This window comes from Sanguibacteroides sp. AM78-02pH3A (assembly GCF_027666085.1).
In the GTDB taxonomy this organism is placed as follows: Bacteria; Bacteroidota; Bacteroidia; order Bacteroidales; family Marinifilaceae; genus Gabonibacter; species Gabonibacter massiliensis.
Window position 1 is genome coordinate 180,528 of record NZ_JAQEHX010000002.1, and the last position, 24,244, is coordinate 204,771.

General features: G+C 42.1%; 22 protein-coding genes and 1 tRNA gene. 11 read left to right on the top strand and 12 right to left on the bottom strand.

Translation table 11 applies throughout. The annotated features are described in order from the left end of the window. The first annotated feature begins 11 nt into the window (after positions 1–11). The gene (locus tag PGR74_RS03565) at positions 12–611 is read left to right on the top strand and encodes a PAP2 family protein (RefSeq protein ID WP_270516708.1); all 600 of its coding nucleotides are present in this window, start codon (positions 12–14) and stop codon (positions 609–611) included. Here PGR74_RS03565 and PGR74_RS03570 read toward each other — a convergent pair. Together PGR74_RS03570 and PGR74_RS03575 are read right to left on the bottom strand one after the other, a co-directional pair. Continuing rightward, positions 608–1,069 carry an SPOR domain-containing protein gene (locus PGR74_RS03570; protein WP_041503231.1) on the bottom strand — a complete coding sequence of 154 codons (462 nt, stop codon included), beginning with the start codon at positions 1,067–1,069 and terminating at the stop codon, positions 608–610. The genes PGR74_RS03565 and PGR74_RS03570 overlap by 4 nt on opposite strands. A gap of 10 nt (positions 1,070–1,079) precedes the next feature. Beyond that, a complete protein-coding gene (locus tag PGR74_RS03575) occupies positions 1,080–1,487 on the bottom strand; it encodes an SPOR domain-containing protein (protein WP_270516710.1) in 408 nt (135 codons plus the stop codon). Between the two features lie 111 nt (positions 1,488–1,598). Here PGR74_RS03575 and PGR74_RS03580 point away from each other — a divergent pair, with 111 nt between their 5' ends. Beyond that, positions 1,599–2,402: a peptidylprolyl isomerase gene (locus PGR74_RS03580; protein WP_041505257.1), complete on the top strand. Its 804-nt coding sequence runs from the start codon at positions 1,599–1,601 to the stop codon at positions 2,400–2,402. 54 nt (positions 2,403–2,456) lie between these two features. On the opposite strand, the gene mutS is transcribed toward PGR74_RS03580, so the two are convergent. Further along, entirely contained in the window at positions 2,457–5,072 is a 2,616-nt protein-coding gene (gene mutS / locus PGR74_RS03585) for a DNA mismatch repair protein MutS (protein WP_041503234.1), read from the bottom strand. Between the two features lie 227 nt (positions 5,073–5,299). Here mutS and deoC point away from each other — a divergent pair, with 227 nt between their 5' ends. After that, the gene (deoC, locus tag PGR74_RS03590; RefSeq protein WP_052634612.1) at positions 5,300–6,160 is read left to right on the top strand and encodes a deoxyribose-phosphate aldolase; all 861 of its coding nucleotides are present in this window, start codon (positions 5,300–5,302) and stop codon (positions 6,158–6,160) included. An 81-nt stretch (positions 6,161–6,241) separates the two neighbouring features. On the opposite strand, the gene PGR74_RS03595 is transcribed toward deoC, so the two are convergent. The 4 genes from PGR74_RS03595 to PGR74_RS03610 form a co-directional block, all read right to left on the bottom strand. Further along, the gene (locus PGR74_RS03595; RefSeq protein WP_041505256.1) at positions 6,242–8,608 is read right to left on the bottom strand and encodes an efflux RND transporter permease subunit; all 2,367 of its coding nucleotides are present in this window, start codon (positions 8,606–8,608) and stop codon (positions 6,242–6,244) included. Positions 8,609–8,657: 49 nt separating this feature from the next. After that, complete coding sequence (locus PGR74_RS03600; RefSeq protein ID WP_041503237.1) at positions 8,658–8,987, bottom strand: nucleotide pyrophosphohydrolase; 330 nt, start codon at positions 8,985–8,987, stop codon at positions 8,658–8,660. A gap of 110 nt (positions 8,988–9,097) precedes the next feature. Next, positions 9,098–9,550 carry a D-aminoacyl-tRNA deacylase gene (dtd, locus tag PGR74_RS03605; RefSeq protein WP_041503238.1) on the bottom strand — a complete coding sequence of 151 codons (453 nt, stop codon included), beginning with the start codon at positions 9,548–9,550 and terminating at the stop codon, positions 9,098–9,100. A 96-nt stretch (positions 9,551–9,646) separates the two neighbouring features. Beyond that, positions 9,647–10,867 carry an aminotransferase-like domain-containing protein gene (locus PGR74_RS03610; RefSeq protein WP_041505255.1) on the bottom strand — a complete coding sequence of 407 codons (1,221 nt, stop codon included), beginning with the start codon at positions 10,865–10,867 and terminating at the stop codon, positions 9,647–9,649. Between the two features lie 364 nt (positions 10,868–11,231). Between PGR74_RS03610 and PGR74_RS03615 the strand changes: the two genes are divergently transcribed. The 5 genes from PGR74_RS03615 to PGR74_RS03635 all read left to right on the top strand — a co-directional run bounded on the left by PGR74_RS03615 (position 11,232) and on the right by PGR74_RS03635 (position 15,411). Beyond that, positions 11,232–11,303: transfer RNA gene (locus PGR74_RS03615), tRNA-Arg, on the top strand. A gap of 329 nt (positions 11,304–11,632) precedes the next feature. Next, positions 11,633–12,607, top strand: a complete 975-nt coding sequence (locus PGR74_RS03620) for a polyprenyl synthetase family protein (protein WP_041503240.1) — start codon at positions 11,633–11,635, stop codon at positions 12,605–12,607. 4 nt (positions 12,608–12,611) lie between these two features. Then, the gene (locus PGR74_RS03625) at positions 12,612–13,037 is read left to right on the top strand and encodes a deoxycytidylate deaminase (protein ID WP_041505329.1); all 426 of its coding nucleotides are present in this window, start codon (positions 12,612–12,614) and stop codon (positions 13,035–13,037) included. A 15-nt stretch (positions 13,038–13,052) separates the two neighbouring features. Next, complete coding sequence (locus PGR74_RS03630; protein ID WP_041505254.1) at positions 13,053–14,651, top strand: S41 family peptidase; 1,599 nt, start codon at positions 13,053–13,055, stop codon at positions 14,649–14,651. 10 nt (positions 14,652–14,661) lie between these two features. Further along, positions 14,662–15,411: a DNA/RNA non-specific endonuclease gene (locus PGR74_RS03635; RefSeq protein WP_270516714.1), complete on the top strand. Its 750-nt coding sequence runs from the start codon at positions 14,662–14,664 to the stop codon at positions 15,409–15,411. A gap of 289 nt (positions 15,412–15,700) precedes the next feature. On the opposite strand, the gene PGR74_RS03640 is transcribed toward PGR74_RS03635, so the two are convergent. Then, positions 15,701–16,249 (bottom strand): TlpA family protein disulfide reductase, encoded by a 549-nt coding sequence (locus PGR74_RS03640; RefSeq protein WP_041503243.1) that lies wholly within the window; start codon positions 16,247–16,249, stop codon positions 15,701–15,703. A gap of 23 nt (positions 16,250–16,272) precedes the next feature. Further along, positions 16,273–16,479 (bottom strand): hypothetical protein, encoded by a 207-nt coding sequence (locus PGR74_RS03645; RefSeq protein WP_041503244.1) that lies wholly within the window; start codon positions 16,477–16,479, stop codon positions 16,273–16,275. Positions 16,480–16,577: 98 nt separating this feature from the next. Between PGR74_RS03645 and PGR74_RS03650 the strand changes: the two genes are divergently transcribed. Next, entirely contained in the window at positions 16,578–17,522 is a 945-nt protein-coding gene (locus PGR74_RS03650) for a tRNA-dihydrouridine synthase family protein (protein ID WP_041505327.1), read from the top strand. Between the two features lie 2 nt (positions 17,523–17,524). Further along, the gene (locus tag PGR74_RS03655) at positions 17,525–17,902 is read left to right on the top strand and encodes a YbaN family protein (RefSeq protein ID WP_070807480.1); all 378 of its coding nucleotides are present in this window, start codon (positions 17,525–17,527) and stop codon (positions 17,900–17,902) included. Between the two features lie 143 nt (positions 17,903–18,045). Here PGR74_RS03655 and leuS read toward each other — a convergent pair whose 3' ends face one another. Next, entirely contained in the window at positions 18,046–20,817 is a 2,772-nt protein-coding gene (gene leuS, locus PGR74_RS03660) for a leucine--tRNA ligase (RefSeq protein ID WP_041503245.1), read from the bottom strand. A 148-nt stretch (positions 20,818–20,965) separates the two neighbouring features. On the opposite strand from leuS, the gene PGR74_RS03665 reads away from it, so the two are divergent. Then, the gene (locus PGR74_RS03665; protein ID WP_270516715.1) at positions 20,966–22,432 is read left to right on the top strand and encodes a sodium:solute symporter; all 1,467 of its coding nucleotides are present in this window, start codon (positions 20,966–20,968) and stop codon (positions 22,430–22,432) included. On the opposite strand, the gene PGR74_RS03670 is transcribed toward PGR74_RS03665, so the two are convergent. Beyond that, entirely contained in the window at positions 22,396–23,259 is an 864-nt protein-coding gene (locus tag PGR74_RS03670) for a VIT1/CCC1 transporter family protein (protein WP_041503247.1), read from the bottom strand. The genes PGR74_RS03665 and PGR74_RS03670 overlap by 37 nt on opposite strands. 199 nt (positions 23,260–23,458) lie before the next feature. Then, entirely contained in the window at positions 23,459–24,178 is a 720-nt protein-coding gene (locus tag PGR74_RS03675; protein WP_041503248.1) for a pirin family protein, read from the bottom strand. Positions 24,179–24,244: the final 66 nt, after the last annotated feature.

Below are 24,244 nucleotides of genomic sequence, written 5' to 3' on the forward strand. Positions count from 1 at the left end.
GTGTGTGTGTTATGAAGAATGTCGCTTTTCTTGTGTCTTTATTGGCACATCCCGTTGTAATCCCTTTGTATGCCTTGTTTATTATCTTCCATTCGGGAACTATTTTTTCTTTTATTCCTTTGCAGACTCAATATACGGCCTATTTGCTAACGATTACCGGTCCTGTTTTTATTCCTCTGGCGTGTTTGCCTTTGTTAAAATATTTGCGATTAATAGATAGCTATGCCATGTGGAACAAGCAGGAACGTATTTTCCCGATTCTGATAACGATCGTCTGTTTTTTTGTCGTCGTCTATTTGCTTCGGGAGTTCCCTTATGCCCATATCGTACGTCAGTTTTACCTGCTTATCATCATTTTATTGTCCGGTTTCCTGTTTGTCACGATCTGTTGGAAAATGAGTATACATATGATGGCGATAGGGGCTCTATGCGGTTTCGTTTTTATCTTGGGAACAAAATATTTTGGGGATGTAATGTATACGCTATCCTTCCTGATCCTGTTATCTGGAGTTCTCGGTAGTTGCAGGCTGTATTTGAAATGTCATACACCCGCCCAAGTGTACTTCGGATTTTTATACGGAGCTACCTTTATCGTTGTCGTGCTTTATTAATACCGGATCACCCAAAGATCATCCCGGTCGAGACGTTTTTTCCAATCATTTGTTTCACGAATAGCCTCTTCTTTATCTCTATACCGGGCGACACTCACGCGGAAGCGATTATTTTTGGTAATAATCCGTGATTCCGTGTATCCTTGTTCTACCAGACGATTCAATCTTTTTTCGGCGGATGATAGTTCTGGATAACTGGCTACGATAACGTAATAGCTTTCCGTAGGAGAAGTGACAATGCGATCTTTTCGCGATGGGCTTTCCGTTTGTAAGGGTTCGGTTTTTTGCTCTTGCCGTATGGCCGTCGTGTCCTCTTTCGGCGTAACTATACTGTCTTTTAAAACGGCAGTCAGATCTCTCGTGACACTTGCCGTCGTCAATTTTTTGGAGTCTAATTTATTATGCTGGCAATGACCGAATAGAAAGAGTATTGCCAGAAATAATAAGATTTTCATCATTCTTCTTTACTTATTTGGCGTGGTACAACCAGGTTTTTTGCTTACTGGCCTCTTTTTGTATATTCTTCAAGGCTACGAGCGCATCCGTTTTTTGAGCATACCCCTCGTAAACGACTAAATAGAGATTCTCAAAATAGTTCAGTACTTCCGCTTCGGAGAAACCTTCTTTTTGGAGTCTTTGACACAGTTTATCCGCGTTGCTTTTATATTCAAAACATCCGGCAACCAGGAAGTAGTTTTTTTTCTCTTTTACTACCGGTTTTACATCTTTCGTTTTTTCTGCCTCTACCTCGGGCGGAGTCGTGTTTTCCGTTTTAACGACTTGTACGGGAGTCTCTTTTTTCGGAGCTTGTTTTTCTTTGCAAGCTGAAAAGAAAACAAATATTAAAGCGGTTGTAAAAATTAAAACAGTTTTCATGATCGTCTTTTTTTATAAGTTAGCCAAGATGAACACAAAAATATTGTAAATAAAACAAATTCCTCTATTTTTGTCGATGAAATTATTCGTTTTAATTTTAAAATCAGGTTTATGAATAAATTTTTTTTATTGATACTCTTATTCTGCAGCGGTATCTCTTGTAGTAATCAGAAAGAACAAATAGTGAGTATGTCTACGACGATGGGAGATATAAAAGTTAAGTTATATAACGAGACGCCTAAGCATCGGGATAATTTTTTGAAGTTAGTGAAGGAACAATTTTATGATAGCGTTTTATTTCATCGTGTTATTCAAAATTTTATGATACAGGCTGGAGACCCGGAATCGAAAACAGCGGCATCGGGAACTTTATTGGGAGAAGGTGATAACGGGTACACCATCGATGCGGAGTTTCAACCTCGTTACTTTCATAAAAGAGGTGTACTTGCGGCAGCCCGGGAGGGAGATGAGGTGAATCCTCAGCGAAAGTCCAGCGGCTCGCATTTCTATATGGTGCAGGGTGTCGTTTATTCGCCGGAGAAGCTGGATAACACGGTGAAGCGGATTAATGAACGCCGGAAGATCGCTTTGTATAACCGTATCAAATCGGGTTATGAAGCCGAATATGCTCGCTTGCAAAAAGCCGAAGATCAGGAGGGAATGGATCGGTTGACGGAAGAGATAGCTCATGCCTGTGACAGCCTTTTTGTTCAAGAAGAGTTGGTGTTAACTCCGGAGCAGAAAAAGATTTATACGACGGTGGGAGGAACTCCTCATTTGGATGGTCAATATACCGTATTCGGGGAGATAGTCGAAGGGATGGAGGTTATGGATAAAATAGCAGCCGTACGAACCGATGCCAACGATCGTCCTTTGGAAAACGTCGTAATCCTGCACATGGAAATTATTAAATGACCGTTTGAATTGACGATTGCAGAGGCCAATCGTCAATTTGTAACTTAAACGGTTTTAGATTCCGGTGATCTTTTTAATCTCGTTTAGCTTATTCAAAGCCTCGAGTGGGGTTAGACCGTTGATGTCCAACCCGGCGATTTCGTCTCTAATTTGGAGAAGAACGGGATCTTCCAATTGGAAAAAGCTGAGCTGGACCCCTTCCCTTTCATTGGCAATCCGACTCACGTTTTTTTGTAAGGTCCCGCTTTTGTTCTTGTCGTTTTCCAGCTGTTTCAGAATCTCAGAAGCCCGTAATATGACGGATTGCGGCAATCCTGCCATTTTAGCGACTTGGATTCCGAAAGAGTGATTTGAACCTCCTTTTACCAATTTACGCAAAAAGACAATTTTATTATTCACTTCCTTTACCGAAACATTGTAGTTTTTGATTTTCGGGAACGAACGTTCCATTTCGTTCAATTCGTGATAATGGGTGGCAAACAGAGTCTTCGTACGGTATTTGACATGCTCGTGTAAAAATTCCACGATGGCCCAGGCAATGGAGATTCCGTCGTAAGTAGAGGTCCCTCTTCCCAACTCATCGAACAAAACGAGGCTCCGATCGGATATATTGTTTAATATATTGGCGGCTTCGTTCATTTCTACCATGAAAGTAGATTCTCCCAAGGAGATGTTGTCTGAGGCCCCGACTCTTGTGAAAACCTTATCGACATACCCGATTGATGCGGAGGTTGCCGGAACGAAACAACCGGCTTGTGCCATAATGACGATAAGTGCTGTCTGACGTAATAAAGCCGATTTTCCGGCCATGTTAGGTCCCGTGATAATAATGATTTGTTGTTTTTCGTTATCTAAAAACAAATCGTTGTGGATATAGCTTTCTCCGGGAGGAAGCTGCTTTTCGATGACCGGATGACGCCCGGCTTTTATATCGATGGAATAGGATTCATTGATTTCAGGACGGTGGTATTGGTTCGTGATGGATACGTTAGAAAACGAAATTAAAGCATCGATCCGGGAAATGATATGGGCATTAGTTTGTATGGCTTTGATATAGGATGAGGCAACGAGTAACAATTCGTTGTAAATCGTACTCTCCAACTCCTGAATACGATCTTCTGCTCCTAAGATCTTTTCTTCATACTCCTTTAATTCGGGTGTGATGTAGCGTTCTGCATTCACTAATGTCTGCTTCCTGATCCAGGTATCGGGGGCTTTACTGTTGTGAGTTTTAGTCACCTCTATGTAATAGCCGTATACATTATTAAAACCTATTTTTAATGAAGGGATACCGGTTTTTTCTATTTCCCGTTGTTGCATTTGAAGCAGGAGTTCTTTTCCATGGGAGGAGATTTCTCTCAACTCGTCTAACTCCGCGTTAACCCCGGGGGCAATGACATTTCCCTTGTTCAGCTGAGCGGGTGCTTCTTCCTGTATTTGTTGCGCTATCTTTTGATGAAGAGCCTCGCATTCGTTTAATTGCTCGATCCATTGGGTTAATTGGGGATTGTTGATGTTCCGGCAATGTTTTTTTAGCGGAATCAACGTTTGCAAAGCTACTTTCAATTGTACCATCTCTCGCGGCGAGATCCGGCATACGGCAATTTTAGAAGCTAACCGTTCCAGATCCCCGATGATCCGTAATAGTTGTTCCAGCTCGAGACGCTCGGTTTCGTGTTGAATGAAACTTTCTACGATATCCAACCGTTGGTTGATCTCTTCCGGAGATTTCAACGGCATGCAAATCCAACGGCGAAGCATCCGACTGCCCATGGGAGTGATTGTTCTGTCAATAATATCGGTTAACGAACAACCTCCTTCGTGGAGCGATTCCAATATTTCCAGGTTTCGTAGCGTGAAGCGGTCTAATAATACACAAGTGGATTCATCGATTCGTCCAATAGAGGTGATATGCCCTACCAGCTCGTGCTTGGTCATGTCTAAATAATAGAGAATGGCCCCGGAAGCGGCGATACCGCATTCTAACTTATCAATTCCAAAACCTTTCAGAGAAGAGACGTCGAAATGTTTCTTCAGCCGATCTTCCGAAGAGTCCGGTTCGAAAAACCAGGCTTCTACCGGGTAAGTATAGTATTTATTTCCGAAAAGTTCATGGAATAAGGCTTCAGAGCCTTTAGGATATAACACCTCCTTGGGTTGAAAACTATTCAATAATTTGTCTACCGTGGAAGGAGTTCCTTCCGTCGTTAAAAATTCGCCCGTGGAAAGATCCAATAACGAGATTCCGGCTTTGCTTTTGGTAAAATAGACGGAGGCCAGAAATACGTTATTTTTATTGTCAATGGTATTTTCGTTGTACGAAACACCGGGAGTTACTAATTCTATGACTCCCCGTTTGACTAACTTCTTGGTTTTCTTAGGATCTTCCAATTGTTCACAGATGGCTACTCTCTGACCGGCACGGACTAATTTAGGAAGATAGGTATCTATGGCATGATAGGGGAAACCGGCGAGCTCTACGTCTCCGGGGGAGCCGTGAGATCGCTTTGTGAGGGTAATCCCTAAAATCTTTGAGGTAGTGATGGCATCTTCCCCGAAGGTCTCATAGAAATCTCCCATTCTGTAAAGAAGTAGTGCATCAGGATATTGAGCCTTAGCTGCATAGTATTGTTGCATCAAAGGTGTTTGTATTTCTGATTTTGTAGCCATTTAGTTTTGCTTATGAATTTATAGATCGTGCGAGTGTTTACGCATCCCAAAAATAAATATTTTGCATGATATTTGTTTAAAAATCTCAGAAGTATTATGTAATTTTGTCGAACTGAAAACAAGCAAGCATAAGTTTGTTAATAAAAATTAGGGAAGAATAAACTTGACACGAGGAAATTGCGTATAGATATTTCCAGTTGCTTTATGGAGAAATAAATTGAATGTTTATGGAAAATATATCGGGAATATTAGCTACTTATAATTTTTCGAATTTAGAAGATCGGATAGAGTTCGAGTTGGATGGAGTTATCGAGAAAGAGATTGCTTTGGCCTACTGTCCGGAGAACTTCGAGCTATGTATAACCTGTATGGATTATACGACATTGAAGGTGACAGATACGGATAGGTCCGTGACGGAATTTGTTGCGGAACTGCTTAAGAAAATCAAGAAGAATGCCTTGCCTGAGGTCGCTTCGGTATGTGTATTCCCGAAATATGCTTCGATTGTAAAAAACGGATTGAGTGAAACATCCATTAAAACGACTGTCGTGGGAGCTTGTTTTCCCTCTTCTCAATCTTTTATGGAAGTAAAAATTGCAGAATGTAAAGCGGCCGTTGCCGCCGGGGCGGATGAAATCGATGTGGTTATCTCCGTGGGGGATATTCTGGAGAGAAATTACGAGAGGGTATACGAGGAGCTTGCAGCTATCCGGGAAGCTTGTAAAGGCGTTTTATTGAAAGTGATATTGGAAACCGGGGAGCTGAAGGATATCGAGAGCATATTTAATGCCGCGTTGATCAGTGCATACGCGGGAGCGGATTTTGTGAAAACATCCACGGGAAAAGTGCCTGTGAATGCTACTCCCGAATCTGTTTATGTGATGTGTGAAGCCGTCCGTCAGTATCATGCCCAAACGGGTAAAATGGTGGGAATAAAAGTGGCAGGAGGTGTTTCCAAAGTACAAAATGCCATTCGTTACCTAACCATCGTCAACCATGTTTTGGGAAAAGAATGGGTGACTCCTCGCTATTTTCGAATCGGGACATCCCAGTTAATGGATGATATCTTGAAAGAGATGAAGAAATAATGAAAGACCGGCATAAGCCGGTTTTTTTATTAAAAATCCGTTAGGGATAACGGTTGTTGAGATAAGGGACCACGAATATATTTATCTGTGTTTCTCCCTTTCGTCTTCTTCATCGAAAATTTGAATGACCGGTTCTTTAAAAGTCTTGTTTGTCGTATGCTTATCCAAGGTTAACAAAAGCGAGGGTAATATAATGAGGTTGGAAAGCATCGCTGCCAATAGGGTAATGGAAACGAGGATGCCTAAAGCAACGGTTCCGCCGAAGTCCGACAAAGCAAAGATTCCGAAACCGAAGAAAAGGATAATGGCGTTATAAATCATGCTTTGCCCTGTCTCTTTCAACGCCAGAACGGCAGACGACCGAATACTCCAGTTTGTCCCTTGTAACTCTTGCCTGTATTTTGCTAAATAGTGAATGGTCCCGTCGACTGAAATACCAAAAGCGATACTGAATACTAATATGGTCGATGCTTTGATCGGGATTCCACAGTATCCCATAATGGCGGCTGTAATAATTTGCGGGATGAGGTTTGGCAGGAGGGCAACGATAACCATGCGTTTACTCCGGAACATCCATGCCATGAAAATGGCGATAAGGATAATGGCTAATAGCAGGGACGTGAATAGATTGGTGACTAAATACTGGGTCCCTTTAAAAAAGATGATACTTGATCCGGTTACCTTTACAACATTTCGGTCTCCGGGGAAATATTTTCCAATGATCCCGTATAATTTATTCTCTTTTTCCTGCATTTTTTTAGTACCGATATCCTTTATACGGTAGCTCATCCGGACATTTCTTAGGGTGGAGTCAACAAATGAATTTGCTTTTCCCCCGATACTTCCTGCGGATTGGGAAGCGTATTTTAAAATAAAATTTTTCGTTTGATTGCTCGGCAATTTGTAATAGGCCGGTTTCCCGTTATAAAAAGCCTGATTGGCAAATTTAATCACCTCAACGATGGAAATGGGTTTTGAAATGTCTTCGTCTTGGGAGAGTTCTTGGGCTAATAAATCTAATTTCTCCAAGTTGGATAACTTGATGACTTGATTCGGTTTTTTGAAATCAATCGTGATTTCCAAAGGCATTAAACCGTCGAAATTATCCTCGAAAAACATGAGATCCTGTCGGATCGGGTCGCTCTCTTTCAGATCGTCAACCATGTACCCTGTAGATTTCATCAAAGAGATACCGATAAACCCTAAAACGACTACAATGGAAGCAGTAATATAAACTTTATTCCGGTGATTAATAATAATTTCAATAACCTTATTTAAAGTGTCGTTTACAAATTTATTATGTAGATGCTTGATTTGCTTGCTGTCCGGAGACGGAAGAAAGCTAAATACGCAGGGAATCATGATTAGGCAAACCAAATAGACAAAGCTGATACCGATGGAAGCGGTGATACCGAATTCAACGAGAATCTGACTGGAGGTAACGATAAATGTGGCAAAACCGGCAGCTGTAGTCAGGTTGCTAAGGAAAGAGGCGTTTCCTATCTTTTGAATCATTCTCTGTAAAGCCTTGATCTTGTTCCCGTGGCGATCGTATTCGGCGTGAAATTTATTAATCATGAAGACCATGTTGGGAATACAGATCACGATTAATAATGGGGGTAACATAGCCGTTAAAAGCGTGATTTTAATTCCGAGCATAGCCATGACACCTACGGTCCAGCAAACGCATATAAGAACGATTAATAAACAAAACCCGATGATTCGGAAAGAGCGGAAGAAGAGGTAAAGGATAAAAGTCGAGATCAGCAGGGAGAGAATAATGAACATATACATCTCTCCCTTGATATTTTCGGCATTTACGACCCGAATGTAGGGTAAGCCGGAATAATGCATTTTAAGCTCGTGTTTGGCAGAAAATGCTTCCGTGATTTTTAAGATATCCTTGACCAGTCCTACGCGTGCCGGAGAGTTCATGACATCAGCCGAAACGGAAACCATCATGCCGTAAATCGCTTTTTTCTTGTTAAAAAGTGTTCCGTCGTAAAAAGGGAGATTCTCCACGATTTGAGACAAACTATCGGCTTCCCGCTGGTTTTTGATGTGATGTGGAAATATGGGTTTTATGTCGAATCTGCGATTGGCCGTATCTTTACAGAGATTGAAAGAGTGAGTGATGTCCACTAAGGCGATAACTCCGCGTAAAGTTTTTAAGCTATCGCACATTTGTATCCAATCGTTGAGTTTGTTCACTTCGTAAAAGGAGGTGTCCTGAATGGCAAATACCATGACATTCCCCTCTTGACCGAATTTTTCATGGAAATCGATGTAATCGAGAAAAGCACTGTCTGTTGATGGGAGAAGATTGGCGTATTCATATGACATTTCGACCTTTCTGATTTGAGAGGCCAGAAAGAGGGTAATAATCGAAATGGCAATAATAAAACCTATCCGGTTTCTAAGAAGAATTCCGGCAATCTTAATCCACATATTTCACATGTTAATTTTATATATTGTCGCAAAAGTAGGATAAATGCATTTAATCTTTAAACAGTTTCGGATTTTTTTTATGTCGATTCACATCTCTTGCTGTTTTTTTTGCAAAATTATTACTTATGGCGGAATTTAAATCTACCCCCGTTTGATTGGCTAAACATACTAAAACCCAGAGAACGTCGGCCATTTCATCGGCTAAATTATCTTTTTCTCCTTCTTTGAAAGATTGGTCCCCGTATTTCCTGGCCATGACTCTTGCCAATTCTCCTACTTCTTCTGTCAGAATGGCCATATTGGTGAGTTCTCCAAAATATTTTACCCCGTAAGTTTTGATCCAGGCATCAACAGCCGTTTGTAATTCTGTCAAGTCCATACTATAATAATTTAAAATTCGTCGTCGTCCTTTTGTTGCTCTTAAAAAGCCATGTTATTCATTCGTTGTAATCTCCTGTTGGAGTAATCAGCGTTTAAGGATCGGCTATTTTATAACTTGTTCTTACTGTCCATGAGGATGGTTACCGGTCCGTCGTTGAGGAGTTCTACTTCCATTTCTGCACCGAATTGCCCGGTTTTAATCTCATTTTTAATCTCTTTTTGCAATGTGGAGACAAATTGTTCGTAAAGGGGAATTGAAATGGAAGGTGGTGCCGCATCGATATAGGAAGGGCGATTCCCTTTTTTGGTACGGGCCATTAAGGTGAATTGACTCACGGCTAAAATCTCTCCTCCGGTTTCTAATATGGATTTATTCATTACTCCGTTTTCGTCGTCGAAGATGCGGAGATGGATGATTTTTGATACTAACCAATTGATATCCTCTTCCGAGTCGTCCGATTGTATCCCGACAAGTACCAACATGCCTTTATTTATGCTTGAAAAGAGGTGTCGGTTTATAGTGACGCTGGCGCGGGAAACTCGTTGAATGACTACTTTCATGATGAATAAGGTTTAAAATCACGCAAGGGATTTGTTATAAAAACTAAAAGTCGGAGTTTCCTCCAACTTTTAGCTTAAAGTTCATCGTGTATCGTTTTATTTTTTTGCATACAACTCTTTGATCGCTTCGGCCAATCTCTTCACTCCCTCGATATTTTGTTCCTCGCTCATGTAAGAGAAGTTGATACGCATGGTGTTTTTACCTTTTCCGTTACAGAAGAAAACGGTACCTAATACAAATGCCACGTTCTTTTCGATTGCAATTTTGAAAAGATCTTCTGCATCGTATTGCTCCGGTAAGGTTAAGAACAAGAAAAGACCTCCTTCCGGGTGAGTCCAGCTAACGCCTTCCGGCATGTACTTTTCAAATGCTCCTATCATTGCATTCAATTTACCGCGATAGAGTTCGACAATCTTTTTCACGTTGGCGTCGAAATAGTTCTTTTGGAAGAATTTCACGGTAATCTTCTGTAAAAATGCAGAGGTACAAAGGTCCGTGCTTTGTTTTGCCTTTACGAAGTTGTCGATGATCATCGGGTGTGCCAATACCCATCCCATACGGAATCCCGGCATGAATATTTTAGAGAAAGTTCCCAGCGTGATGACATTGCCTTCGCCGTTATCTAATTCGTATAACATATGTTGTGGCTTGCCGGAAAAGCGTAATTCCCGGTAAGGACTGTCTTCAATAATTAAGATCTCGTATTTTTTAGCGATAGCCAAGATCTCTTTTCTTCTGGCATCCGGCATGGTCATTCCGGCAGGATTCTGGAAGTCGGGGATCAAATAGATAAATTTGGGTTTTTCGCCTTTGGCTTTCATGTCGGCCAATGTTTTCTCCAGCTCGATGGCGCTCATTCCCTGTTCGTCCTGAGGAATTCCGACAGCGACCCCGCCATAAGAGTTAAAAGCACCGAGAGCCCCTAAGTAGGAGGGTAATTCGCAAATATATTTGTCACCCCGATTAAGGAAAATTTTACCTACAGTATCCAGCCCTTGTTGAGAAGAGGTGATGATGGTGATGTTCTCTTTTGTAACATAACTTAATCCTTGATCCCGGTAGCGTTGGGCCAGAATCTCCAATAATTCGGGAACTCCTTCGGTAGAACCGTATTGGCAAGCCGCTGCTCCGTCAGTGGCGATTACCTCTGCACATATTTCTTGCAATTGTTCTAATGGGAAGGATTCTTTCGCGGGAAGACCTCCGGCAAATGAAATGATTTCCGGTTTCTGAGTCAATTTCAATAACTCTCTGATTGCAGAGCGCTTCATCCCTTTGGCGCTGTCTGATAAAATTTCTTTGTAGTCGCTAACCATGTTTATCTTAATTAAATGAATAGACGCTTAATGCTATTTGTGTTGCGAAGTTAATAATAACTTTTTGAAATAAAATTTTTCGTATCAATTTTTTATTAATGCGGGTATTCCCGCTTTCATTTTTTATGTTTAAAGACTTTTTTAGTAATAATTTTGTTTCCGTGATCATGATAGATAACGCGTACACCGTGTTTTTTAAGGATTTAAAAGCCTGTCGAAAGAAAATACAAGATGATTAAAAAAGGGATCGTATTCCCTTGCAGATGTTACCAATGAAATAATAGCAAATTTTCTTTTCCGTTTGTTGCCGTTTAAATAATATTTGGAACTGCCATTTTTTTCAATTACTTTTGCAAACCGTAAAGGTCCCATAGTTCAACGGATAGAACGGAAGTTTCCTAAACTTTAAATCCAAGTTCGATTCTTGGTGGGATCACATTTTTAATTGATAGTCAATGGATTAGTTTCCGGTTTACGTTTTAAGATGGAATTTTGATATTCCCTTTTTAAGTCGTCAATCTGAAAACGATCGTCGATCTTTTTTAATAGTATTTTCACCCTTTTCCCGGGTGCGGGGAATTGAATAGTCTTTTCTCCCTGTCCCTCAATCTTTCAATCCGTTAATCTCCCGATCTCTTAATCCTCTAATCTTTCAATCTCCTAATCCCTGTAATCTTCTCATTCTTTAATTCTTTTAATCTACGATTGTCGATATATAGTTTTTTTTATACTTTAGCCGAATTATAATGTGTAAAATTTGGGACTATGTATACGATAGACGAACTTCGTGAAATTGTAAAGAAAGAAATGGCGAAACAGGAGTATATAGAAAAGCCTTACTCGCTGTTCGAACCGATTAAATATATTTTGGAAGACGGAGGAAAACGGTTGAGACCGATTTTAACCTTGTTGGCCTATAACTTATACCGGGAAGATATAGAAAGGGTTCTGAAATCTGCCATCGGCATAGAAATCTTTCATAACTATACGTTGTTGCACGATGATGTGATGGATGATGCGGAGTTGAGACGGGGGAGGCAAACCGTACATAAAAAATGGAATAACAATGTGGCTATTTTGAGCGGTGATGCTGCTGCTATCACGGCTTATAAATATATTGAGCATTGTGAAGACCGCTACCTGAGGCGGGCTATCGACGGTTTTAATCAGGTGGCGATGGATGTTTGCAAGGGACAACAGTATGACATGGAGTTTGAGACCAGAAATGATGTAACGGAGGAAGAGTACCTTCATATGATTTATTTGAAAACTTCTGTTCTTATTGCGGGAAGTTTGCGACATGGAGCCTTGATAGCAGGAGCTCCGGAACATGAGTATAAAGCTTTGTATGATTTCGGCGGATTCTTGGGATTGGCTTTTCAACTTCAAGACGATTATCTGGATGTTTACGGGGATGTTTCGGAATTCGGGAAGAACATAGGAGGGGATATTGTTTCCAATAAAAAGACTTATATGTTGATCCGGGCTTTCGAGTTGGCTGATGAGGCGACTAAAAAAGAGTTGACGAGCTGGATTGAGATGAAGGATTTCTGTCCGGAAGAAAAGATTAAAGCCATAACGGAAATATACAACCGATTAGGAATCAAACAGGTCACATTGGATGCCATTAACAAATATTTGAAGAAAAGTCGGGAGATACTGTCTCAAATAGAAGTTCCGGAAGAGCGCAAACAGGTGCTTTATGAGGAAATAGATGCGTTGTGTGACCGTAAGAAGTAATACGATGGAAAAATCTAAACAGCGATTATTGGATGAACGTTACCTGAGGATGGCCCGCATATGGGCGGAAAATTCTTATTGTGTACGTCGTCAGGTCGGAGCATTGATCGTGAGAGGGAATGCTATTATTTCTGATGGATATAACGGGACTCCGTCCGGGTTTGAAAACATCTGTGAAGATGATAGGAATAAGACGAAGCCTTATGTTTTGCATGCAGAGGCGAATGCTATTACAAAAGTTGCAAAGTCGAATAACAGTAGCTTGGGGGCCACGTTATACGTGACCGCGTCTCCTTGTATCGAGTGTGCTAAATTGATCATACAGGCAGGAATTAAGCGTGTGGTGTATTCTGAAGATTACCGTTCGGCGGATGGAGTGGAATTGCTGCGGAAAGCCGATATCGAGGTGGAATTGATAGAGATAGAGTAAATAAAACAGATGAAAATGAACAGAGAAAATTTAAGGGCCGTTTTAACACCGATCGTGCTGGCGTTGGCGGTTGTATTTGGGATGATGATTAATCATTTTATACCGACAAAAAGGAACAATGCGGCCGCTTCTAAAATATTTCTGCCGGTTAATGGTAGTAAATTGGACGTTATTATCAACATGATCCAGCATTCGTACGTGGATACGGTTAACTCGAATGAATTGGTGGAAAAAGCCATTTCGATATTGTTGAAAGATTTGGATCCCCATACGGTCTATATCCCGGCTGAGGATATGCAAAGAGCCAATGAAAGTATCGTGGGAAATTTCGGAGGTATCGGAGTACAGTTTTACAATTATTTAGATACGGCGTTAGTGGTTAAGGTCGTTCCGGGGGGGCCTTCGGAGAAGGCCGGAGTACAGGACGGGGATCGCATCATTCGGGTAAATGATTCGCTCATTGCCGGGAAAAATATGGATTCGAAACAGATCATGAGTATGTTGAGGGGGGAGATGGGAACGGATGTGAAATTGACTATTCTTCGTAAAGGAGAGCCTCAATTGTTGATCAAAAACGTTACGCGGGGAAGTATTCCGATAAAAAGTATAGATATCGCTTATATGCTGAATGACACAACGGGGTATGTAAAGATAAGAACATTCGGGATGCATACTTACGGGGAATTTATGCGGGCATTGGCAGAACTGACTCAAAAAGGAATGAAGAAGGTGGTAGTGGATTTGAGGGATAATGAAGGAGGGGTTCTTCCGATAGCCATCCAGATGATTAATGAATTTTTGGAGGAGGGTCAATTGATTTTATATACCCAGGGGCAAGCTTCTCCTCGTAGCGATTTTAATGCGAATGGAAAGGGAAATTACAAGGATTTGAAATTGGATGTGTTGATTAACGAATTCAGCGCATCGGCGAGTGAGATTTTTGCGGGGGCGATCCAGGATAATGACCGGGGAACAATCATCGGTCGCCGGTCTTTTGGAAAAGGATTGGTGCAGGAACAACGGATGTTGCCGGATGGTTCGGCCCTTCGTTTGACGGTGGCCCGTTACTACATTCCTTCCGGCAGGTCGATACAAAAGCCCTATAATGAGGGGAAAGAAAAATATTATAATGATATATACAACCGATTGAAGCATGGTGAATTTTCTCAGAAAGACAGTATTGTATTCGATGAGAAATTGAAATTCCAGACGGTTGGCGGGCGTACGGTTTACGGGGGAGGAGGCGTAATGCCGGATATTTTCGTACCCGCGGATACGACGGGAGCTTCGAGATATTTAGTCGCGTTGTCTGAATCTCAATTGTTGTATGATTATACGTTTGATTTTATGGAGCATCACCGGGCCGAAATGAAAGATCTCAAGGATTATAAATCGATTCAGAAGTATTTGAAGCGCTTCGATTTGGTAGGCGATATGGCTGATTATGCGGCAAAGCGAGGATTGAAAAAGGATAAAAGGGGAATAAAAGATTCGTACGAAATACTTCGGGTGCGTTTGGAAGCGTTTATAGCCCGCCACCTGATCGACGATGAGGGTTTTTATCCTATTCTGGGTGAAAAAGATATAACGATACAGAAGGCAATAGAGGAATAATATGTTTTTAATGAAATTAGGATACGGGAGGCTGTTATGCCTCCTATTTCTATTTTTGACCGGTACGAGGCATATCCGTTCGCAAGAATATATTCCTTCCGGGGCAGGGATAAAAGTGAAACACGCGTTTTATTCCTTGGGTTTCGATACGATTCACAGGCAGGCCAACTGGGTGTATTACGAACTAAAAAGCAGGGGGAATAGAGCCGTTGGCCGCGAGAATGATTTTCGGGTAGACCCCCAATTGAACTTGTTTTCGGCAACTCCCGATGACTACAAACGCAGCGGTTACGACCGGGGACATTTATGTCCGGCAGCCGATATGGCTTTTGATAAAAAAGCGATGAGTGAAACGTTTTATATGTCGAATATGTCTCCTCAAGTTCCTGCTTTTAACCGCGGAATCTGGAAACGATTGGAAGATTTGCTGCGAAAACGGGGAAGGAAAGAGTTACTTTACGTGGTTACCGGTCCTGTTTTTAAAGAAAACAAAGGTCATATAGGCAAAAATAAGGTTACGGTTCCGGGGTATTACTATAAATTGTTTTATGCTCCCGCCTCACAACAGATGATCGCCTATCTGCTTCCCAACGCGGGGAGTGACCAGCCTTTAAAAGATTTTGCCGTATCGGTGGACCGGATAGAAGCCTTAACGGGGATTGATTTTTTTCCGCAACTACCGGATGAGATAGAAAAGCTGCTGGAGGCTGATACCGCTGCACATCCCGAACTGGTGTCCGGTTTGAAAAGGGGGGGGTAAACCGGGAAAACGGGAACAGGCTGTATTGGTGGTTGTGACCGTTGTTCTTTTTGTCGCCTTGCAGTTTTTTATCCGAAAAAAGGGCCGGAAAAGAAAAGGCAGAAGAAAGAAGAAAAAGAGGTAGTTCTCGAGTTTTTTCGTTTGCGATGGTACAAAGGGTATGGAAAAGACTAATTCACTCCCGTTTCATTTACGGGGGTGTCGATGTTTTTCGTGGGAGTATATTTCCCGTACAGAGGAGGGTCTAAAATGAGGCCGGCGGTAGATGGACGCCTTTTCTGTCGTTCAGTTATCGATCTTTTGTCGTGTCCGTCTGCTTCTTTTTTAGCAATTGGTTGATAACCTTTACCATTTCATCGAATTCTTTTTTGTCATAAAGGCGGGTCATAAAAACGATCTTTCCGTTATCGTCGATAATGACATTCCGGGTAACTCCTGCTCCTTGGGCGGCAAAAGCATAAAACGCTTTACCTTCCGGATCGAGTAAAAGAGGATAGGTGATTTTTGTTTCTTTGGCGAATTTTTCAACAGTCTCTTTGGACTCTTTCAAGTCGATTCCGAAAAGGATGAACTTAGAGTTACCCTTCAGCTTTAGCCATATATCTTTTTCTATAAAAGGCATTTCCTTGCGACATACTCCGCACCAGCTGGCGGTGAACTGTAACATAACGATCTTCCCCCGTAAATCTTTCAATTGTTTTTTGGTCCCGTCGGGGAAAAGAAGTTCTATATCGGGAGCTTCGTCCCCTACTTTAACAATATAACCTCTATCCTCTGACTGCGCTTGAGTAAAAGAGCAAGCGAGTATAACAAGTAATAACCCTATACACTTTTTCATTTTATCTTTTTATCTGTTTCTGACTAATATTTTTTCAGACGTTTGACGCTCCCGCTCCAGGAGCAGCCTAAGCAATAAACAATTTCCGTGTTGAAACCTTCCAATGAATCTCCTTCATTCACGGGTACAACTTCGTATGTTGCGGTAACCTGAACAAGACATTGATTGCCGTCGCTGTCTTTCACGTAAAAACGCCGGATTCCGCACTGCGGGCAAAGTAAAAATCTCATCTATCTTCTTTTTGTTTTCAAAGATAAGAAACTTTCAGTTGAAAACAGAAGCCTATTCGGGGTAAAATCATACTTTTGCAACAGTAATGGGATTAATTATGGAATTGAAAGATTACAAAATACATTTTGCTCCGGTACAGGGCCATACCGATTGGATTTACCGCAATTTGCACGAAAAACATTTTGGAGGCATAGATGCTTATTATACGCCTTTTATCCGTGTTGAAAAGGGAAATGGGTTCCGGACGAAAGATTTGAGAGATATTACGCCGGAAATAAATCGAGTCGGGGAATTGATACCTCAGGTACTCGGTGGAGATCCCGACGAGTTGCGGGTAATGCTTGCCATGCTGGCGGATAAGGGATACGGTCGGGTCGATTTGAACTTGGGATGTCCTTTTTCAATGATCGCGCGAAAAGGAAAGGGTGCGGGAATTTTATCCTATCCGGAGAAGGTTGCGGCTCTTATGGACGTAATCGGCGCTTTTCCCGTTTTGCACTGCTCCGTGAAAATGCGATTGGGATGGGAGAGTCCGGAAGAGGGAATGAAACTCTTACCCGTGTTAAACGAGGCCCCGTTGAAGGCTGTTATTTTACATGCGAGAGTGGGAGTTCAGGAGTATGGAGGAGAGGTGAACCGGGAGGCCTTTCGGGCTTTTTACGAAGGCTCTCGTCATCCGCTTTATTATAATGGCGATATTCGTACCCTTGAAGATATACGGGAAGTCGTAACATGCTTTCCTCTATTGGAGGGAGTAATGATAGGGAGAGGACTATTGGCGAATCCGGCTTTGGCGATGGAATATCGGGAAAACCGGGAACTGTGCCGGGAAAATCGTTTGAGAAAGTTCAGGGAATTTCATGATGAGTTGTTTGAACAAAACGGGGAGCGTTTACAGGGAGATCATCAGCTGTTGATGAAGATGAAAACTTTTTGGGAATATTTTTTACCCGAAACCGATCGGAAGGTTTTGAAAAAGATCAAAAAAGCCAATAAGGTGACTCAATATAACGATGCCGTGGCAGAGGCTTTTAAAGAGTAGATATGGGACAGATCCGAAAAGCTATATATATTCTGGTGGGTTGTATTTCCATTGTCTTAGGGGTTATCGGCATTTTTGTCCCGGGGTTGCCCACGACTCCGTTCCTATTATTAAGTTCCTGGCTTTTTTATAAAAGTTCCAAACGAATGCACGATGCGTTGCATCGTTCCCGATGGCTCGGCCCCTACCTGAGGCGTTTTCAAGAGCGTCGAGGCGTCAGTTGGAAAACGAAATGGTTTTCTATTGCTTGCATGTGGACGATGATCTCCATTTCGGCTTTTGGCTTTATAGAGCATATGCACCTTCGCTTGTTATTACTGGGATTAGGGGTGATCGGAACTTGTAGCGTTTTATTCATCGTCCCGAATGAGAAAAAATAGCACTTTGGGACGGGGTAAAAGTGCTATCGCCATAGAGTAAAAAATTCTGTGATTAGAAAATTTATAATTGAATCCGTTTCCTAATCACAGAATACCAAAATGAAATGAATTTATCTTGTTGCGGATAATGGCATTTAAATATTTTACCCCAAGACGACGTTGATAATCTTTTTGGGTACGATAATTAATTTTTTTATCTCTTTTCCGTCTGCCCATTTGGCAAATTCCGGAGTGGCTTTTACGGCAGCCTCTATCTCCGGATGGCTGGCAGATAAGGGCATGGATAATTTGAATCTTACTTTTCCGTTAAAAGATACGGGATATTCGAATTCGTTTTCCACTAAATACTTCTCTTCCCATTGCGGGAATCTTTCCTCGGTTACGCTGTCCGTATGCCCCAGTAAGTGCCATAACTCTTCAGCTATATGCGGGGCGTAGGGAGCGATAGTAATAACCAGGGGTTCCAGAATCTCTCTTTTATTGCATTTTAGGGCTGTCAACTCGTTCACGCATATCATAAAAGCCGGGATAGAAGTATTGAATGAAAAATTCTCCACGTCGAACTCGATCTTTTTAATGGTTTTGTGTAAAATTTTTAATTCTTCGGGAGAAGGTTTGTCCTCACTGACCTGAAATGCCTCTCCGTTTTGGAACAGACGCCAGAATTTACGCAAGAATTTGTATACCCCGTCGATTCCTTGGGTATCCCAAGGTTTACTGGCTTCAAGCGGTCCGAGGAACATTTCGTACAAACGCAATGTATCCGCACCGTATTCTTCGATTATCGTGTCAGGATTTACCACGTTGAACATGGATTTCGACATCTTTTCGATGGCCCAGCCGCAGACATATTTCCCGTTCTCGAGAATAAATTCGGCACTGGCATACTCCGGCATCCATCGTTTGAAAGCTTCGATATCCAAAATGTCGTTTTTCACGATATTGACATCCACGTGGATTTCAGTCGTTTCATACCGGTCTTTCAGTCCGACAGAGACGAACGTGTTTGTTCCCTGAATGCGATACACGAAATTGGATCGTCCTTGTATCATTCCCTGATTGATCAGTTTCTTAAAGGGTTCCGGCTCGCATACCACTCCCAAATCGTATAGGAACATATTCCAGAAACGGGAATAGATGAGGTGTCCGGTAGCATGTTCGGAACCTCCCAAGTACAGGTCTACGTTACGCCAATACTTGTCCGCCTCTTCGCTTACTAAAGCCTGATCGTTGCGGGGATCCATATAGCGAAGGTAATAAGCCGATGATCCAGCGAATCCGGGCATCGTGTTCAGTTCCAACGGATATCCCTCCTCGGTTTTCCAATTCCGAGCTCGTCCGAGAGGAGGCTCTCCCGTTTCCGTCGGGAGGTATTTGTCTATTTCCGGTAATTCCAAGGGCAGTTTAGATTCGTCCAGCATATAAGGCATACCTTCTTTGTAATATACCGGGAACGGTTCTCCCCAATAACGTTGGCGACTGAAAATGGCATCTCTCAAACGGTAGTTTATTTTGCTTTTGCCGATACCCCGTTTTTCAATCTCTTCGGCAATGTAACGGATGGCGTCTTTAACTTCCATCCCGTTGATAATACCGCTATTGATCATTTTTCCGGCTTTGGCATCGTATGAACCTTCGCTCATGTCGTGGCCTTCTCCATCGTCGACTACTGGAATAACAGGCAGATTAAAATGTTTTGCAAAGGCATAGTCCCGGCTATCGTGGCCCGGAACAGCCATAATCGCTCCAGTTCCATAGCCGGATAAAACGTATTCGCTGATCCAAACAGGAATGGCATTGTTCGTGAACGGATTGATGGCGTAGGAGCCCGTGAATACTCCCGTTACTTTTTTGATTTCCGTCTGGCGTTCCCGTTCCGTCCTTTTGGCAACATAATCCAGATACTCTTTAACGGCCTGAGCCTGTTCGGGAGTCGTAAGTTGTTGGACGTAATCCGATTCCGGAGCCAGCACCATAAAGCTGACGCCGAATATCGTATCGGGACGGGTGGTGAAAATCTCTAATTTTATATCGGAATCTTTCACGTCGAACCGCACGTCCGCACCCTGTGAACGTCCGATCCAGTTACGTTGTATGTCTTTTAAAGAATCGGACCATGCGATCGTGTCCAATCCGTCCAATAATCTTTGTGCGTAAGCGGATACCCTTAAGGACCATTGTCTCATTTTTTTCTGTACGACAGGGTAACCTCCCCGGAGGGATAGACCTTCTTTAACCTCGTCGTTTGCCAAAACCGTTCCGAGTTGAGGACACCAGTTGACCATCGTATCCGCGAGATAGGCAAGGCGGTAATTCAACAAAATCTCCTGTTGTTCTCTTTCCGGTTTCCTTTTCCACTCTTCTGCCGAAAAGTGTAAATCCTCGCTGCATGCCACGTTCAGTCCTTCCGTCCCGGAGGTCTCGAATGCTTTCACCAATTCACCGATCGGCATGGCTTTTTGTTCGTCATAGCAATAAAAGCTATTGAACATCTGAATGAAGGTCCATTGAGTCCATTTATAATATCCTGGATCACAGGTACGTATTTCCCGGTCCCAATCATAAGAAAAACCGATTTTATCCATTTGTTCCCGGTAACGGTTGATGTTTTTTTCCGTTGTGATTGCCGGGTGCTGTCCTGTTTGGATAGCGTATTGTTCCGCCGGAAGTCCGTAAGCATCATATCCCATAGGATGCAGGACATTGAATCCTTTCAAGTGTTTGTAACGGGAAAAGATATCGGATGCAATATAACCAAGAGGATGTCCCACATGCAAACCTGCCCCGGAAGGGTAAGGAAACATATCCAACACGTAGTATTTGGGCTTGGAGTGATCCACTTCGACCCGATATGTCTTATGCTCTCGCCAATAGTTTTGCCACTTTTTTTCTACCTCTTTAAAATTATATTCCATATCTGTATGAATGATTTAAGATTTATGATTTTTGATTGGCAGGCAAAGATATAAAACTTACAAGAATAAATTTTCAATTTTCAACTTTCAATTTTTAATTATTTCGTAGTTTTGTCCAAATACAAATTTATTTCAAATGACGTCGGGTGTGGTATTGACAATTCTCTTGTCCTATTTCGTTTTGTTGATCATTGTCGGTTTTTTTACGACTCGTAAACTGAATAGCGAATCTTTTTTTACGGCAAACCGGAATTCTCCCTGGTACTTGGTCGCTTTCGGTATGATCGGAACCTCTTTATCCGGTGTCACGTTTATTTCCATTCCGGGAGAGGTGGGTAGTAGCGATTGGACTTATTTGACCTTAGTGGTGGGTAATTGTGTGGGGTATATCATTATCGGCATCGTGCTTTTACCTCTGTTTTATCGGTTAAACCTGATCTCTATTTATTCCTGGCTGGGAGATCGTTTCGGGGAGAAAGCCCGGTTGACGGGATCTTTTTTCTTTATCGTGTCCCAGCTTTTGGGGTCTTCCTTTCGTTTGTTCCTTGTGGTTGGGGTATTGCAGTTGGCACTTTTTAACGCGATGGGAATTCCCTTTTGGGTGACGGTATTCATTACGGTCGGATTGGTATGGATATATACGGTGCGTGGGGGGATAAAGACGATTGTCTGGACGGATACGTTACAGACTGTTTTTATGCTGGTGTCCGTGGTGTTGACCATTTGTGTCATTAACCGGGCGTTGGACTTTAGCTTTTTGACTGCTATTGAAAAAGTGAAGGAGAGTTCTTTTTCCCGGGTTTTCGACTGGGATTGGAGGTCGGGCCATAATGTCTGGAAACAGTTCTTGGCAGGAGTCGCCATTACCGTATCAATTAACGGGTTGGATCAGAATATGATGCAAAAGAGTTTGACGTGCAAAACATTAAGGGACTGTAAGATAAATATGTTTTCTTTTTCCTTTTTGTTTTTGGTCACGAATCTTCTTTTTCTCTTTTTGGGAGCTTTGCTTTACTTGTACGCGGGAGCTAACGGAATCGACCTTCCCGAAAAATCGGATGATCTTTTCCCGTTTTTGTCCTTGAATTATTTCGGGGCTGTTGCCTCTTTGTTTTTTTTGCTGGGAATCACGGCTGCCGCTTATTCCTCCGTCGATTCTTCGTTAACGGCGCTGACGACCTCCTTTTGTATCGATTTCTTAAAGCTGACGCCTCAGGATACGACCCAACGACGTAAACGGATGACGGTACACGTGTTTTTTTCCTTGCTGATGTGTTTGGTCGTGATCCTTTTCAGGGAGTTGAATAACAGCAGCGTGGTTTCGGCGGTATTGAAAGCCGTGGGATATACTTACGGTCCTATACTGGGACTTTTTACATTCGGATTAACAACGAAATATGCTGTAAAAGAGACCTATTTGCCCTGGGTATGCCTGCTCTCTCCGCTGCTCTCTTTTGGAATCAATTGTTATTCGGAACAGCTTCTTTTCGGGTATCGTTTCGGGTTTGAAATACTTTTGCTTAACGGTTTGTTGTGCTTTGGCGGGTTGTGGCTGATTCGAAAGAGAAGATCCGGAGTCTATAGTTCGATGCCTGTAAATATTCGTAAGGCGTAACCGATTCCAAAGCTGACGGCAGCTATTCCAAGACTGATGATTGCCATTTCTGCAAATCGATGTCCAAATCTTTCGGAGCGAACAATAGAGTAATAATAATTGAAAATGGCAATGATTGATAGGGCGCTGAGCAAACAGATGCCTAATGCCCAGTAGACATTCTGCATAAGTACGAAAGGAAGGATCAACGCAATGACTGTAATGAGGTAAGCGATGCCGGTATAAACGGAAGCTTTAACTGCGTTTTTCCCGTCGTTGTCGGCCCGGGTAGAGAGATACTCCGAGGCTGCCATGGAGAGAGCCGCGGCAATACCCGTGATCCCTCCGGTGAGGGCGACTAATTTGGGATGTTGTAAGGCAAAGGTGTAACCGGCTAATGCTCCCGTGAATTCCACCAGGGCGTCATTTAAACCTAAAACAACGGCACTCATGTAATTTAATCCCTCTTCATCGATTAAGGAAATCAGTTTGTTTTCATGTTCTTCTTCCTCTTTTGCCATAACTTGTAATTCTTCGGTCTCTTCCCATTGGCGATAAGTAAGTCGGGTGCGGATTTCTCCTTTTTCCATTAACTTGATACCGAAAATTAAACCAAACAGGCGAGCAATGGTAACGTACCAGAAAATTCGCCAACGATTGGGTCCGGGAGTTTTTCCGGTGAACTTTTGGAGGGTGTGGTAATGCCTTAACTCCTCTCGAGAAAGGCCTTCCAGTACATGCCGGTTATGTTCTTTCTTCTGTATTTTTGCTAAACGCCGGTAGATGATATTTTCAGTCGCTTCATTGACCTGAAAGGCGATTAATTGTTTTATTTCTTTCGTAGTCATGCCGGATAACTTTATATGTTCAATTGGGAAAGCAGGATGTTTAGTTTAAAAATGAAGGTAATGATCCGGTTCTTTTTTGAATCGCAATGGTCTTGTGCGGCACAAGAATTTTTTGATTCTGTGATTAAGATCAATCGCTTAATCACAGAATCCGAGGCTTAATCGTCGATCTAAAATAAATTTACAATTTGTAGCTTGTTTAGCTGTATGGTGGAACTTCGATGAGTAGGATTTTGGTATATTCGTTTGCTTTGATTTCAAAACTTTCTGTATCGTATATACCTAATCCGTCCCGTTTTTCCAGCTCTTTTCCGGCGACCGTGGCTTTCCCTTCGATGAGGAAGGCGTAAACGCCTAAACTGTTGGGCGATTTTAATTTATAGCCCTGTAATGTGTTTTTTTCCAACTCTCCGATAGAGAACCAGGCTTGTTGGTATATCCATAATCCTTTGCCGTCTCCGGGATAAGGAGAAACGATTTCCGTAATCTCGTTTTTCTTGAGTAAATCGGCAATAACGGCATTTTCATATCTTGGAGATACATTCATACGATCGGGTATAACCCATATTTGTAAAAATTCAGCAGGGGTATTATTGTTTTTATTGTATTCGCTATGGCGGATACCGGTTCCGGCACTCATCGCTTGTATCTCCCCTTCCTTTATAACGGAGGCGTGTCCTAAACTGTCTTTGTGTTCCAAGGCTCCTTTCAAAGGAATGGAGACAACTTCCATATTCTGGTGTGGATGTAGACCGAAACCGGTCCCTCCCGCGATTTTATCGTCATTCAATACCCGCAGAGCTCCGAAATTAATTCTTTCCGGATCGTAGTAATCTGCAAAACTGAATGTATGATGAGTTTTCAACCAACCATGGTCGAAAAAACCTCTTGTTGCTGCTTTGTGTAATATTGTTTTCATAATTTATAATTATTATTGTTTATACGGAAAAAGAAGAATATTAGTTTTATGAACCTTTGTTTCGTG

What these genes read in the sequence shown, in the direction of transcription:
- PGR74_RS03565 (WP_270516708.1), top strand. Translation starts at nt 12, where the DNA reads ATGAAGAATGTCGCTTTTCTTGTGTCTTTATTGGCACATCCCGTTGTA.
- PGR74_RS03570 (WP_041503231.1), bottom strand. Translation starts at nt 1,069, where the DNA reads ATGATGAAAATCTTATTATTTCTGGCAATACTCTTTCTATTCGGTCAT.
- PGR74_RS03575 (WP_270516710.1), bottom strand. Translation starts at nt 1,487, where the DNA reads ATGAAAACTGTTTTAATTTTTACAACCGCTTTAATATTTGTTTTCTTT.
- PGR74_RS03580 (WP_041505257.1), top strand. Translation starts at nt 1,599, where the DNA reads ATGAATAAATTTTTTTTATTGATACTCTTATTCTGCAGCGGTATCTCT.
- mutS (WP_041503234.1), bottom strand. Translation starts at nt 5,072, where the DNA reads ATGGCTACAAAATCAGAAATACAAACACCTTTGATGCAACAATACTAT.
- deoC (WP_052634612.1), top strand. Translation starts at nt 5,300, where the DNA reads ATGGAAAATATATCGGGAATATTAGCTACTTATAATTTTTCGAATTTA.
- PGR74_RS03595 (WP_041505256.1), bottom strand. Translation starts at nt 8,608, where the DNA reads ATGTGGATTAAGATTGCCGGAATTCTTCTTAGAAACCGGATAGGTTTT.
- PGR74_RS03600 (WP_041503237.1), bottom strand. Translation starts at nt 8,987, where the DNA reads ATGGACTTGACAGAATTACAAACGGCTGTTGATGCCTGGATCAAAACT.
- dtd (WP_041503238.1), bottom strand. Translation starts at nt 9,550, where the DNA reads ATGAAAGTAGTCATTCAACGAGTTTCCCGCGCCAGCGTCACTATAAAC.
- PGR74_RS03610 (WP_041505255.1), bottom strand. Translation starts at nt 10,867, where the DNA reads ATGGTTAGCGACTACAAAGAAATTTTATCAGACAGCGCCAAAGGGATG.
- PGR74_RS03620 (WP_041503240.1), top strand. Translation starts at nt 11,633, where the DNA reads ATGTATACGATAGACGAACTTCGTGAAATTGTAAAGAAAGAAATGGCG.
- PGR74_RS03625 (WP_041505329.1), top strand. Translation starts at nt 12,612, where the DNA reads ATGGAAAAATCTAAACAGCGATTATTGGATGAACGTTACCTGAGGATG.
- PGR74_RS03630 (WP_041505254.1), top strand. Translation starts at nt 13,053, where the DNA reads ATGAACAGAGAAAATTTAAGGGCCGTTTTAACACCGATCGTGCTGGCG.
- PGR74_RS03635 (WP_270516714.1), top strand. Translation starts at nt 14,662, where the DNA reads ATGAAATTAGGATACGGGAGGCTGTTATGCCTCCTATTTCTATTTTTG.
- PGR74_RS03640 (WP_041503243.1), bottom strand. Translation starts at nt 16,249, where the DNA reads ATGAAAAAGTGTATAGGGTTATTACTTGTTATACTCGCTTGCTCTTTT.
- PGR74_RS03645 (WP_041503244.1), bottom strand. Translation starts at nt 16,479, where the DNA reads ATGAGATTTTTACTTTGCCCGCAGTGCGGAATCCGGCGTTTTTACGTG.
- PGR74_RS03650 (WP_041505327.1), top strand. Translation starts at nt 16,578, where the DNA reads ATGGAATTGAAAGATTACAAAATACATTTTGCTCCGGTACAGGGCCAT.
- PGR74_RS03655 (WP_070807480.1), top strand. Translation starts at nt 17,525, where the DNA reads ATGGGACAGATCCGAAAAGCTATATATATTCTGGTGGGTTGTATTTCC.
- leuS (WP_041503245.1), bottom strand. Translation starts at nt 20,817, where the DNA reads ATGGAATATAATTTTAAAGAGGTAGAAAAAAAGTGGCAAAACTATTGG.
- PGR74_RS03670 (WP_041503247.1), bottom strand. Translation starts at nt 23,259, where the DNA reads ATGACTACGAAAGAAATAAAACAATTAATCGCCTTTCAGGTCAATGAA.
- PGR74_RS03675 (WP_041503248.1), bottom strand. Translation starts at nt 24,178, where the DNA reads ATGAAAACAATATTACACAAAGCAGCAACAAGAGGTTTTTTCGACCAT.